Genomic DNA, 13,124 nt, shown 5'->3' with positions numbered 1-13,124 from the left:
CAGGGTGCTTGCATCAAGCCTTTTCAGTCATGTTTCGGATCAGTGTAGGTGGCATTGATCGTGGTCGACGGCTTCACTGATAGTATTTCGCCGCTATGGCACCTGCGCCGCTTGTAGCGGTTGCTGGCGATCGGTTTCTTCCTGCAAAAAACCCAGAATTGACTGCGCAGCATTCTCATCCAGACGCAGATTAGGCATCGGGTTTTTGTCGAAGCGTTCAAACAGTGCCAGCGCGAGCGGGTCCTTTTCAGCGAGCATGCGGTCCGGTTCGCGAATCCAACGGTTGAGCCAGGCCAGATCCCGTTGGCGCGTCACGCCGACCAGGTCCGGGCCGATGCTGCGCATGCCGATGCCCTGCCCGTCCAGCGGACCCAGGCTGTGGCACGACGCGCATCGGGTGCGAAACAGTTCTTCGCCATTGCTCGGCGGGCGAATCTCGGGCGCATCGGCGTAACTTTGCTCAATGCTGGGTTTCTTCCAGTTCTGCAAGGTGTTGGCCAACTGGTCGGCGAGAATCCACGGGTTCTCGAACGGCGAGGCTTTCATCCAGCGGCCGGTGCCCTGGTTGCCGACGATCAGGCTCAGGTTGTGGTCTTTGCTGCGTCCGTTGTCGACGCCCTCGATGAACAGCCCGAGTTTTTTTCGCAGGTCGGTGACCGCTTCGAATTCACCGGTCAGAAACGTCCAGCCCGGCCCGACCTTGAAGCGTTGTGCGTAAGCCTTGAGCACCTCGGGGGTGTCGCTGAGCGGGTCGATGCTGATGGAATAGAAGAAGATGTCCTGGCCGACCCGGTCGCCCAGCAACTTTTGCACCTGACGCAGGCGTGCGGTTTCCAGCGGACAGGAATCACTGCAAGAGGTGAAGATGAAGTTGATCACCACCACTTTGTCCTTGATCAAGTCATCGAAGAAACGCACCTGCCGACCGTCCTGATCGGTCAGCAGGGTGTTGGGGAAGTATTCGCCACCCCAGGGCGTCGCCGATTCCCTCGGCGACAGTATCCCGTCATGAGCGAGCAGCACCCGAGCCGCCAACAGACAGGTCACCAGGACCAGAATCAGGTGCATGCCCAAGGCGCGGGAGCGCGGCGTATACGCCGGTGTGTCGGCGCGCCTGCGCTTCATTTTTTCACCGCCACTTGTGGGCCGAAGCCGTCGCCATTGCGGAAGGTTGGCAGCGCAGCGGAGTTGACATAGCGCACGCCATCCCAGCTCGGCAACGGTGTCGGCATCAACTGGAATTGCCCGGGTTTCTCAATGTCCCAGCGCAGCAGCATCGAGTTGTCTTCGTGCTGAGTGTTGTGACAGTGCTCCATGTACGTCCCGGCAAATTCGCGGAAGTTGATCGCCACCTCGACGCTGTCCAGGCCGTCGTTTTCCGAGCCGATGCGGTACACGTCCTTGCGTGCCCATTTTTCCCATTCCGGTGGCGCCTTGCCGCCGCGGCTGAGAATGATCCCCTCCTCGAAGTGCACATGAACCGGGTGACTCCAGCCCTTGCCGCCGGCCTTGATGTTCCACACTTCCAGGGTGCCGAAGCCACTGACGCCGGCATCGGTTGGACCGGTTTTCAACTGGGTCGCCGTATTCAAGCGACGCGGGTCCATGTGGAAGCCGAAACCGCCATCGGTCTTGACCGTCCACGGCGCTTCATCGGTGCCGTCGGAACGTCCGAAGGTGAAGGTGCGGTGGCGCGCCTGGGACAGCAGGACCTTGTCGGTCGCATTGTCGCGGTGGATTTTCAGCGGGATCATCACCAGGCCTTCGGCCTTGCCCGGTTTGGCCGGTTCGTAGGCTGCCGGGTCCATGGCCAGGTCCTGACCGGTGTAGGCCTTGACGTTCAGTTGCAAGACCTTGCCCACGCCCGGGTCACCCTTGTCCCACTGCGGGCCCTTGCTCGATTGCTTGATCACCGCAAGGTATTTCTCCGACAGCACATCGGCCAATGGCACGGGTTCTTTCGGGCCCTTGCCGTCGTCGTGCACCAGCAGGTTGACCACGAACAGTTTGTCGCCGGGCTTGATGCCGTTTTTCGCGAAGTTGACGATGATATCGAAGCGCTCGGCGATGCCCTGGGTCGGCAGGATCGCGTTGTGATTCTGTTTATCGCCGTCGGCATCCAGGTCCAGGGTGCCGTCGAACGGCACGCTGTGTTCCATGATGTTGCCGTCGTTGGCAATCAGGTGAAACGGCACGCGGGCATAGGACACGCCGGAGTTTTTCGGGCCGGGGAACTCGCCGCTGCTGCCCTTGACCTCGCGGACAATGGCGAACTTGAAGTAACGCGACACCGAGCCGTTGAGGATGCGGAACCGGTAGCTGCGGGCGCGTACATCCAGGGTCGGTTTCCACTGCCAGTTGACCAGCACCTGATCACCGAGGAAGCCGTCGGTGTTGAACGGGTTGAACCACAACTGGCCGGCCTGATCCCAGGCCTTGTCGGCGAACACCAGGTTGACGTCGTAGTCACGGTTGCCCCACGGCAAGGCGCTGCCGCTGGGGAAACGCAAGTTGACACCGTCGTTAACCGATTCGTTGCCACGGTCCAGGGCGCTGTAGTAATTCATCATCGCCGCGTTGCCCTTGTAGACGTTCTGCGCGGTGAAATCGAGCATGTGGTCGTGGAACCAGTGGGTGCTCATGGTTTCGCGCCAGTCGCCGCGGATCTTGATCGTGCCGTGGTCGCAGGTCTTGCGGCTGGGGCTGATGTCGTTGGTCCACAGGGTTTCCCCCGGCGAGCAAGGGAACGCCGCGCGCGGATCATGGGCGTCGGTGTTGATGCTGTCGTAGCCGGCCAACTGGATCGGCCAGCGATAGTCGTAATACTGCCCCGGGAAGAAAAAGGCGTTGGCATAGCCATCGCTTTCCGCCGGTGCGTGACCGTTGTGCTCGTGAGTACTGATGGTGTGCAGACCGAACCCCATGTTGGCGGCAGGGTCGATCGGCAAGCCGTTGTAGTGACGCATCAGCACCGGCTGACCGTAACGCACCATCAGCAACTTGGGCGGTAACGTGCCGTCAAAGGTCCAGACCGAGTTGTGGTTCTGCACTGGCATGCTCGGGTGGAAACGCGCATCGACGCCTTTGGCGGTGCCCGCCGTGGCTGGCACGCCGGCGACGTTGTGATAAAGGCCACCGGGGCCAAACTCACCCAGCGCATAGCCGTGCATCTGATGACTGTCACGCCAGCCGCTGTTGAGCCTCGCCCCGGTTTGCACGGTTTTATAGGCCATTTGCGGGTAGAACTCGTTCCAGCGTTGATGCGACCAGCCTTTTCCTGGCGGACGGCCTTCGGCTGACGAGCCGATATGGCGGTTGAGGAAGACTTCGATCTGCGCCTGCCACGGGTTGCGGTCCACCACGTTGGAGTACTGGCTGGGGAACGGCATCAGCCCCGGTTGACGCATAAAGGCATCGAGTGCCGCGCTCGGTGGCGCACTGCGGGCCGCGTTGGTGGGGTCCTGTTGTGGCAGCGGGCCAACGGTAGCCGGTGGAAAGCCCAACGGCGCCGCCGGTGTAGTGGGGTCGAGTTTTTCCGGACCGAACTCCTCGAACAACACCATCTGCTGAGTGAACGGCTGAGCGCCGAACAGCGGGCTCGGCTTGCCATTGGTGGGGTAGTTGAAACTGGTTTGCACCGTCGGCGGCAGGACGTTTTCCTGGCGCGTGGTGTCTCGACTGCCTTTGACGCCATCGGGCAAATCGAAGGAGTCTTCGTTGGCCTCGGGCATGGTCAAGATGGCGTTGAGCGCGGCGGCTTCATCAGCCGGTTCGTCGTAGTAAGCCGAAGGATCGGCAGGTTCTGGCTGTCGCTCGTCATCGATCGGGCTGGCACGCAGGTTCGCTGTGCCGAGCGTCATTGTCAGGAGGACGCTCAACGGCGTCAGCAGGCCGAACCACTTGAAGGGGTACCGCGCGTTTCTGTCCATCACCAGCCGCCTCGAAGTCTTGAAGGGGGTAGTGGTGGTTTTGCAAGGACCTCGCCAGATTTGTAACAGTTTTATACAAAAGCATTAACACTCAAGAAAACAATGGCTTATCAATATCAATGTGCCGTGACCGGGGAAAACGACTGGGTCCAGACACCCGCTAGCGGGGAAAGTTCATACCCGATTTCAGGGAATCCGCTTGAACGACAAGCGGACACTCGTGCCCTCGCCCTCACGGCTGCCCAGGTTTACCGCGCCGCCAAAACGTTCCATGATCCGCTTTACCAGCACCAGCCCGACACCCAGCCCGCCTTGCTTGGTGGTAAAGAAAGGCCGGAACGCCATCCTGCGCTGTTCTTCGTTCATGCCCTTGCCGGTGTCGCTCACGACAACGCAAATTCCCCGGGTGTCGGTCGACTCCAGGGTGATGCTCAGTGTGCCGCCCCTGTCCATCGCTTCCACGGCATTGGCCAACAGGCTGTTGAGGATCTGCGTAAGCTGCACCTGCTGGCTCAACACCATCGGCGTCTCCTGCGGCTCGAACACCACCTGCACACCGGCCTTGGCAATCTGATGCTCGAAAGCCATGAGGCTGTCATGCAGGGCCGCCACCAGGTTCACCGGCTCGGCGTCATCATTGAGCGGGCGTAAGGACTGCAGCAATTCCCTGACCCACTTCGACATGCGATCCACCTGACCGATGATGTCGTTGATGTTCTTGTGGGCCAGGCCAGTGTCGAACTCCAGGGCCAGTTCGGCGCTGGAGCGTATGGTCGCCAATGGGTTGCGCAGGCTGTGGGCCACCGCCGAGGACATCTCCCCGAGTGCCACGAAGGTTTCGTTGGTAATCAGTTGTTTTTGTTGCACTGCCAGCAAAATGGCTGCCCGGCGCACGATCCAGTACAACCCCAGATAAATCAGTCCGCCGCCCAGGGCCGTGGCCAGCCAGATCAGTACCAGGCCGCGCTCCATGCGATCGATCAGGTCCCTGGGTTCCTTGTAGATCTCGACCATCGCCGTGACGGTATTGCCATCGGCATCGAACAGCGGGATGTAATTCTCTATGAAGATGTAGTCCGGGGGCGTGATGAACTTCTGCTCCATACGACTTTTGTCGACGTTGTGATAACTGGCCGACACTGGAGTCTTGGAAGCGAAGGCCTGGTCCAGGTCTTCGTCGGCATGGATCGTGGTGCCCATCAGTGCCGGGTTGGTGGACCAGATCACCATGCGGTCAGGGGCATAAATGTTCGCCAGAATCACGTCTGGCAAATGCTGGATATGGTCGAGGAATTCACCACGGGCACTGGCGCGGGCCATCGGATCAACGTCAGGAAAATCCCTGTCCTTGCGCGGGTCCAGCAGCTCGCCCATGGTTCGCACGTTGGGGATCGAGACATGGCGAACCTCGGCCGAGGCAATCGCTTGAATGAACTGGGAGGTGAGCAAGGCATCGCGCTGCACGCTTTCGGTAATCACGAACCGCGTCGACACCGCCCCCAGCGCCACGGCCACCGTGCCGATCACGGCCATGCTGATCAGCGAGAACCAGCGCAGCAGATTGAACGGCTGTTTGCGCGAGCTCAGGCGGATATCGCCCTCTTCTTTCAGGAGGGTGGTGGTCTGACTGGTCATGGACGTTATTCCCGGAAACTCCCTATAGGGTTATAGCCCACTGTCCGGTCTTTGCCCGACATCGGGTTTTGTCCCCCCCACCCAATTCCCCACATACCCCACTGCCCCCACCTACCCCCAATGCTGGGGACAGTCGCCCGCTTACGCCCTCGCCCCCGCGAAACCGTTTGCGCGCTCCACGCCTTCACTGCGGGCCTCTCCGGCCGTTTTGAAAGATTGGTATGGAAGTTGCCGAAGCCCTCCCAACTGACCCATCCCTACGGGGCAGGTACTCTGATAGAGGGAATACTCATGCACCCTTTACTGTCCAAAACGGCGGCCGCCCTGGTTGTCAGCGCTCTCGCCCAAAGTGTTGCCCAGGCAGCGCTGTTTGCCGTCGACCCCGGTCCCTATCTGCCAGCCAATGGTTCGTTCGCCGCCTGGTATCAGGACACCCATGGTCGAACCCTCGATCTGTGCCTGTCCAAGGCCGTCAGTTCGCGAGTCCCCGGCGCTCCCGGTGCACAGTCGTACATGTGCAACTTGCTGCCGACTCCCGGGGTTTTTGATGATGCGCAACCGGTCGTCTTTCCGACCAACTTCCCCGACGAAGCATTCTGGTTCACAGGGGACGGCGCCATTGTCGATGCCGCCCGGGGCATCGACCTGACCTACGTCAGTGCCATCGAAGCGGCCTTCAGCGGCGGCGACCCGGTCGAAGGTGATCAAATCAGCTTTGCGCGCATCCGCATCCGGGTGGACGTGCCCACCGCTGGCACCTACGTGATCACCCACCCCTACGGCGTCGATGTATTCAACGTCGACACCCCCGGGCGGCGGGCGATCAACATGACCCGGGACATCGGCATCGGCTCACCGAAAACCTACGACGGCGCTCTCAAGGGTGACATCGGACCGTTCCTGCGCAGTGTCAACGGCCCTTACACCGAAACCAATCCGGTGACCGGTGCTGCGGAGCAATTCGTCGGCGACCCGAACCTTTCGGAAGCCTTCACCGGCAGCCCTTTCAATACCAACTACATCCGCATCGAAGGTCCGAACGGACTGGACTTGCGCACCACGGTGATGGCCATCTCCGGCAAGTTATCGACGGTGGTCCGTCCGACTCCGATGATCACCCAGCGCAGCACCTACTCGCGCAAGGCCGGTGAAAGCGCCCCGGTGGCCCAACAAGACGTGTTCGTCATGGCCCCGCCGCCACCAGCCACTGTGACCCTGGACAGCAACAACCCGGCGCTGCACCTGACCGAGGCTGACACCACCGGAAACTGGTATGCGCAGTCCTCGAACAACCCGACGTTGCCGAGCACCCTGCAACTGACAGCCGACAATCACCTGGCCATCCCCAGCAGCACGCCGACGAACTTGTCCATGCCCCTGACCGACCTGGTGGTGATCCAGCGTGCCGAGTACAGCCTGAGCTCCGGGCAATTGACGCTCGTGGCCTCGACCAGCGATGAAACCTCGCCGCCAGTGCTCACCGCCACCTCCGCCAGCGGTGCCGCCATTGGCGCCCTGAGTGGCGATGGCGCAGTGAAATCCCTGGCGACCGGCATCTCGCCGATTCCACCCGCCAAGGTTCGAGTGACGTCATCCAATGGCGGCAGCGACATCGAAGAAGTGGTCATCGTGCAATGAACGCTCACATGCGCAGATCCTCATCAGGAGGCATCATGAACAATTGGCCACGCCTGGCGCTCAACGCCCTGGGACTGACTCTATCGCTGTCCGGCAGTGCATTCGCGCAACTCGCGGCTGTCGACCCCGGCCCTTATACCTTCGCCACCGGGAAATTCCCGATGTGGTATCAGGACAACAATTTACTCTCGATGGAACTGTGCCAGTCCCGGGCAGTGAGCTCACGGGTAGGGACCACTGTGCCGCCGGCCTACATGTGCATCCTGCTGGCTGAACCGGGCATTTACGACGATGCCCAGCCAATGATCTTCCCCGACAACTGGCCGCCGGAAGCGTTCTGGTTCCTGGCTGAGACTGCGATCCCGCAAATTGGCAACAGCGGCTATGAACTGGATGCCTACGTGGCCGGGATCGAGGCTGCATTCGGTGGCGGTAATCCGCTCGATGGCGATCAAGTGGCCTTCGCGCGGATTCGCGTTCGGGTCTCGGTGCCCACTGCCGGGGTGTACACCATCACTCACCCTTACGGGGTCGAAACGGTCAACGTCACCACGCCTGGCCGTCGTGCCATCAACATCACCCGGGACATCGGCATCGGTGCGCCTGGAAATTTCAGCGGCACGCTGAATGGCAACATCGGGCCGTTCCTGCGCAGCGTCAACGGTCCTTACACCGAGGTGAACCCGGACACCGGCGCCATCGAAACCTACGTTGGCGACCCGAACCTCACCGAACAGGTCACCGGCAGTCCCAATGACACCAACTTCGTCCGCATCACAGGCCCGGCCGGGACCATTCAAACCAACTTGTTCAACTTGTCCGGTAAAGTCCTGGACAGCCGTGCGCAAACCCCCGTGGAAGTTGATCGCGCTACTTACCGGCGCACCACTTCGGGTACAGGCACCAGCACCCGGGTCGAAGTCTTTGCCAAATCAGACAACAGTTCGACCCTGTGCTTTCGCGAAACCATCGCTCTGGTGCCGGGTCCGCCACTTTCGCCATGCCAGACCAACCTGTTGGGCGACAACAACGGCGGGTTCTTCGGTCAGCACCCGGCCAGCGGCACGCTGCCTTCGATCGTGGTCGTCACCGCCACCAATCCGTCGGGCACCACCCGGCCGACGGCGGTATCGAGCAAGGTCACTGACCTGGTGAAAATCCAGACCGCTCGCTACAACTGGAGCGATCACAGCCTGCTGATCGAGGCCTCCTCCACGGATGAAGTGGCCGTGCCGGACATGGTTGCGCAAGGTTACGGACGCCTGTCGAAATCCGGCACCCTGCAACGACTGACCATCGCAGACCTGACTCAGCCACCGGCTACCGTCACCGTCAAATCCGCTGCTGGCGGCAGTGACACCGAACCAGTCGTGGTGGTCGGGACGGCTCCGGATACCGGTGAGAACCAGGCGCCGCTCTCGGTCGCCGACACTGGCAGCACCAGCTTCGGCGTGCCGCTGACCCTCAACCTGCTGGCCAACGACAGTGATCCCGATGGCAACACGCCGCTGAGCATCACCGCGCTGACCCCACCGGCTGCCGGGCAAGGCACCGTGGCATTGAGCGGCACGACTTCGGTGGTCTACACCCCGCCAGCCGTGGTCAATGCACCGCTGACAGCGACCTTCACCTACAAGGCTCAAGACGTCAAAGGCCTGGCCTCGACCGCTCCGGCAACCGTAACCATCACCGTGGCGCCCAACCAGTCTCCGGTGGCCGTCGCCGACAGCATCGCGACCCTCGGCGTGGCGATACCGATCAACGTGCTGGCCAACGACACCGATCCGGAAGGCAACGTGCCGCTCGCCGTCGCCAGCCTGACCCAACCGGCACTCAATCGCGGCAGCGTCAGCACCGACGGCACCGTCATCACCTACACCCCACCAGCGACGGTCACTACGGCCTTCACCACAACCTTCACCTACGTCGCCCGGGACAGCTTCGGCGCCCTGTCGGCTCCCGCTACCGTCACGGTGCAAGTCTCGCCACGGCCTGCTGCGGAAACCTTCACGGTCACCACGGCCACGGTGTCGGCGCGCTCCAACAACCGCTTCACCTGGGACTTTGCAGGTACCTCATCGGTGATTACCGGCAACGTCATCACCGTCAAGGTCAGCACCCCGACAGGGCTGGCAACTCTGGGCACCACCACGGTGCCGGTGACCGGTCGCTGGCGGTTGACGGTGAGCAACAGCACCACGGTGATTCCGTCGGCGAACCCGACAGCCACGATCACCTCGTCCCAAGGCACCGTGCGTACCGTGACGGTCATCTCCAACTGAGCCCTCGCCCCACCCGCCGATTCGGTGGGTGGGGCCGGCCTCCTCCCACAGGACAGCGCCATGAAAACGCCGACCGCCGCCCTGCTCTGCCTGCTTCTGCTTTGCAGCAGTGCAGGCGCGCGCGCCGACGATTTGATGGAGAACGACGACCTGGCACCCTCCGCCGACCTCGGCGAGTTGCCTCCACCGGTTGGCCAGCACGCGCTGATCGACCAGAACGGCCAGGCCAACGTGGCGCTGGTGCAACAGAACGGCCAGTCGTTGCTCGGCACCATCGTCCAGTCGGGCAGTAACCAGGAAGCCTGGATCCTGCAACAAGGCAGCGACCTCATGGCATTGATTACCCAGCAAGGTTCCGGCAACGCCGCCTCAATCACGCAAAACGGCAGCCACAACCGCGCGCAGATTTCGCAGAACGGCAATAACAACGACGCCAGCATCGACCAGGCCGGTACGGGACTTTCAAGCGCCGTGACCCAGTCGGGAAATGGCATGAGCGTTTCGGTCAAACAATATCGCTAAAGCACTGCACCACTTGGAGGTTTCATCATGTTCAAACTGACGCCCCTCACCGCTGCCATCCTGGTCATTGTCAGTGCCCAGGCAATGGCCGACGACAGCGTTTCCAACCAGTCCCAGGTCGGCACCGCCAACATTGCCGAAGTGAAACAGACCGCGGCCCCGTTCAGTACCGCAGCCCAACAGCAACTCGGCGAGGGTAACGATGCCATGGCGGTGCAAGACACCGCCACCGGCACCATCACCCAGGATCAGGCCGGCGACTTCAACGCCGGTTACGCTGAGCAACTGTTCGAGAACGGCAGCACCATCGTCCAGCAACAGGTCGGCAGTCTCAACATCAGCCATGCCAGTCAATCGATCGGCATGGGCGAAAACCAGGCGCTGCAACAACAGACGGGCAGCGGCAATTTCTCGTTCCTCTATCAGGACAGCCAAGAAGCCACCAAAGGCCAGACCTTCCAGTTCGGTGACGCCAACGAGGCCAATATCGAGCAGATTCAACTGGGCATCGCCAACAACGCGACGATCATCCAGTACGGCACCGCCAACTACGGCACCACTGAGCAGATCGCGCACATGGGCGGCGAGATCGGCATCAACCAGGCCGGCGAAGGCAACTATGCCTATGGCGACCAACGCGACGGCAACGGCGGCGTCATCACGATCAACCAGTTCGGCGACTTCAACGGCAGTGAAGTCTGGCAAGGCGGGCAAACCGCTAATAGTCAAGCCACCGTCAACCAGTACGGACAGACCAACGAAACCGTGGTCGACCAAAGCTTCGGCCAAAACAACAACGCCCAGGTCCTGCAAGTTGGCGACGTCAACGCCATCTACGCCGACCAGTTCGACTCCGTCGGCTCGGTGCTCGCGCTGTACCAGCAAGGCACCGGCAACGTGCACTTCACCTACCAGAGCGGCGACAGCCATGTGCTGAACGCCACCTCCGTGGGTACCGAAAACAAGGTCTACGCCAGCAACTGGAAAGGCCCGCAACTGGGCGGCCAATTCGGCAGCAACCAGCGTGCGACCGTCACCCAGGCCGGCAACGGCAACATCGCCAGCTTCAACCAGGATGGCGTCGGCCACATCATGACCACCAACCAGACCGGCACGGGCAACAAAACCACCATCAGCCAGGCCGACTCCTATAACGAGCTGTACTTCGACCAGAACGGCAGCGACAACATCCTGATCGCCGACCAGCGCGGCACCACCAACCTGGCCCAGGGCACCACCAACGGCACTGGCAACACCACCGAGTTCGACCAGTCCGGCACGGGCAACCAGGCATTCACCACGCAGCTGTATGGCAGCGACAACATGATCAGCGTCAAACAGGCTGACACCATGAACGTCGCCTACGTGACCCAGGGCGGTACCGGGAACATGGCCAGTGTTGATCAGAGCGGCGTGACCCAAATGGCGACGGTTCAGCAGTTGGGCAGTGACAACCGGGCGACCGTGCTGCAGCAGTAATCGCAAGGCATAAAAAACCGCGGCCCTCGGGGGTGGGTCGCGGTTTTTTTGTGTGAGGCTGCGGCGAATTGGATGCCTGACAAGCCGCTTTCGAACGATTCGCGGCCCACTTGATGAACTCATACTGTGGCGAGGGAGCTTGCTCCCGCTGGGCTGCGCAGCAGACCTAAACCCGGCAAACGCATCTCCATTGACACACCGCATTCACTGGTTTTACGACGGCTTCGCCGCGGAGCGGGAGCAAGCTCCCTCGCCACAGAAACCCTCCCGCTCCAGACTCAGCGTTTACGCCTGCGGAACGACGTTATCCAGCGCCCGATTCACCGCCAGCTCGCCCAGCATAATGATTTGCTGGAGGGCCAGCATCGTGTTGCGTTGCGGGCCTTCGAGAAACCCGGCGAAGTCGCTGGCCATGACACTGGCTGAAGCCAGGGATTCGCAGGCATTGACCAACAGGGTTTCGGTGTCGATATCCGGGGCGATGAGGTAGATGGTACTGGGCTTGCGTGGCGGGATCGCGCTTTTCAGCGGATTGAGATAGTGATCCAGCGCACGGTCGGCGGCTTCGTTGAGTTTTTTGGGGTCGAGGGGATCGTAGGGGGAAACGTCGTCGGAGTGCGGGGGGTTGGGTGTGGCTTTGAACATGGTGAAACTCCATTTATACCTGTTGGAACCACCGGCACCTGTCGCTAAACAAGTAAGGGTGGCGGCTGTACGCAGGTTAGCGAACCGAGAGGTATAAGACCCGGCAGACCCGAGGGTCTCCCGCGCACAGCCACCATATCGAAACTGCAGACATCAGCCTGCAATAAAAATGGAGCTTTGTTGCGCTTATACCTGTTCAGGTCGCTAAACCCGGCCGCTGAATTCAGCGACCCGGAAACGATAAAGACCAGGCACAAAGCGCACAAGCCGGCGGATTCTGGCGCAGTCGTAGGCAACGGCGCAAGGAACTGTAGCTTTCAGGAAGTAACGCTAAACGCAATTAAACACACCCCTCAAATCAGCACACATTCCCTGTAGGAGTGAGCCTGCTCGCGAGGGCATTGGGTCAGCCGACATCAATGTTGAATGACACACCCCCCATCGCGAGCAGGCTCGCTCCCACAGGGAATGACCTACATCTGCAAGTGATTGTTCGGCTGTCAGACCGCCTTCGCGGGCAAGCCTCGCTCCTACAGTGGAATGTGGGTACCTGCAAGAGAATGGTCGGCTGTCAGACCGCCTTCGCGGGCAAGCCTCGCTCCTACAGTGGAATGGGTGTACCTGCAAGAGATTGGTCGGCTGTCAGGCTGCCATCGCGAGCAGGCTCACTCCTACAGTGGAATGTGGGTACCTGCAAGAGATTGGTCGGCTGTCAGACCGCCTTCGCGAGCAGGCTCGCTCCTACAAGGTTTGGTGCATGCCTGAAAGAAAATGGTCGGCTGTCAGGCCGCCTTCGCGGGCAAGCCTCGCTCCTACAAGGGTTCGGTGTACATGCTTCGCTCCTCACCACTCATTAGGCCGAGCGTTAGCTCGCCTGCTTTTGATCTTGATCTGCTCGCCCCGTCGGGAGGCCGAGTGGAGGCGTTCATCTGGGGGTGGGCGCGTAGCGCCGTGCGGCGAAGCCGCACACATCGAGAGGAGGTCGAAGCGAAGC

At 61.2% G+C, this 13,124-nt stretch carries 8 protein-coding genes; 4 read left to right on the top strand and 4 right to left on the bottom strand.

Annotated elements, in window-relative coordinates:
- Positions 1 to 93 precede the first annotated feature (93 nt).
- The 3 genes from QMX98_RS05040 to QMX98_RS05030 form a co-directional block, all read right to left on the bottom strand.
- A complete protein-coding gene (locus QMX98_RS05040) occupies positions 94 to 1,125 on the bottom strand; it encodes an SCO family protein (protein WP_282410361.1) in 1,032 nt (343 codons plus the stop codon).
- Entirely contained in the window at positions 1,122 to 3,929 is a 2,808-nt protein-coding gene (locus QMX98_RS05035; protein ID WP_282410360.1) for a multicopper oxidase domain-containing protein, read from the bottom strand. Before QMX98_RS05035 ends, QMX98_RS05040 begins: the two co-directional genes overlap by 4 nt.
- A 186-nt stretch (positions 3,930 to 4,115) precedes the next feature.
- Complete coding sequence (locus tag QMX98_RS05030) at positions 4,116 to 5,564, bottom strand: ATP-binding protein (protein ID WP_083376374.1); 1,449 nt, start codon at positions 5,562 to 5,564, stop codon at positions 4,116 to 4,118.
- Positions 5,565 to 5,855: 291 nt separating this feature from the next.
- Here QMX98_RS05030 and QMX98_RS05025 point away from each other — a divergent pair, with 291 nt between their 5' ends.
- From QMX98_RS05025 to QMX98_RS05010, 4 genes are read left to right on the top strand one after another with little or no spacing between them, the layout of a single operon-like run.
- On the top strand, positions 5,856 to 7,202 hold the full coding sequence (locus tag QMX98_RS05025; RefSeq protein WP_282410359.1) for a hypothetical protein: 1,347 nt from the start codon (positions 5,856 to 5,858) through the stop codon (positions 7,200 to 7,202).
- Positions 7,203 to 7,237: 35 nt separating this feature from the next.
- On the top strand, positions 7,238 to 9,484 hold the full coding sequence (locus QMX98_RS05020) for an Ig-like domain-containing protein (RefSeq protein WP_282410358.1): 2,247 nt from the start codon (positions 7,238 to 7,240) through the stop codon (positions 9,482 to 9,484).
- A gap of 60 nt (positions 9,485 to 9,544) precedes the next feature.
- Positions 9,545 to 10,006, top strand: coding sequence for a curlin (locus QMX98_RS05015; protein WP_077750527.1), 462 nt, complete (start codon positions 9,545 to 9,547; stop codon positions 10,004 to 10,006).
- A 27-nt stretch (positions 10,007 to 10,033) separates the two neighbouring features.
- Entirely contained in the window at positions 10,034 to 11,485 is a 1,452-nt protein-coding gene (locus tag QMX98_RS05010; RefSeq protein ID WP_010455670.1) for a curlin, read from the top strand.
- Between the two features lie 285 nt (positions 11,486 to 11,770).
- Here QMX98_RS05010 and QMX98_RS05005 read toward each other — a convergent pair whose 3' ends face one another.
- Positions 11,771 to 12,130, bottom strand: coding sequence for a DUF6124 family protein (locus QMX98_RS05005; RefSeq protein ID WP_010455672.1), 360 nt, complete (start codon positions 12,128 to 12,130; stop codon positions 11,771 to 11,773).
- Between the last annotated feature and the right edge of the window lie 994 nt (positions 12,131 to 13,124).

This window comes from Pseudomonas sp. PS02303, from assembly GCF_029959925.1.
Classification (GTDB): domain Bacteria; phylum Pseudomonadota; class Gammaproteobacteria; order Pseudomonadales; family Pseudomonadaceae; genus Aquipseudomonas; species Aquipseudomonas mandelii.
Note: the sequence above shows the minus strand (reverse complement) of the source record. Positions and strands in the feature narration are given on the sequence as shown.

Coding starts and splice junctions, on each gene's coding strand:
- QMX98_RS05035 (WP_282410360.1), bottom strand. CDS start 3,929: ATGGACAGAAACGCGCGGTACCCCTTCAAGTGGTTCGGCCTGCTGACG.
- QMX98_RS05030 (WP_083376374.1), bottom strand. CDS start 5,564: ATGACCAGTCAGACCACCACCCTCCTGAAAGAAGAGGGCGATATCCGC.
- QMX98_RS05015 (WP_077750527.1), top strand. CDS start 9,545: ATGAAAACGCCGACCGCCGCCCTGCTCTGCCTGCTTCTGCTTTGCAGC.
- QMX98_RS05025 (WP_282410359.1), top strand. CDS start 5,856: ATGCACCCTTTACTGTCCAAAACGGCGGCCGCCCTGGTTGTCAGCGCT.
- QMX98_RS05040 (WP_282410361.1), bottom strand. CDS start 1,125: ATGAAGCGCAGGCGCGCCGACACACCGGCGTATACGCCGCGCTCCCGC.
- QMX98_RS05010 (WP_010455670.1), top strand. CDS start 10,034: ATGTTCAAACTGACGCCCCTCACCGCTGCCATCCTGGTCATTGTCAGT.
- QMX98_RS05005 (WP_010455672.1), bottom strand. CDS start 12,130: ATGTTCAAAGCCACACCCAACCCCCCGCACTCCGACGACGTTTCCCCC.
- QMX98_RS05020 (WP_282410358.1), top strand. CDS start 7,238: ATGAACAATTGGCCACGCCTGGCGCTCAACGCCCTGGGACTGACTCTA.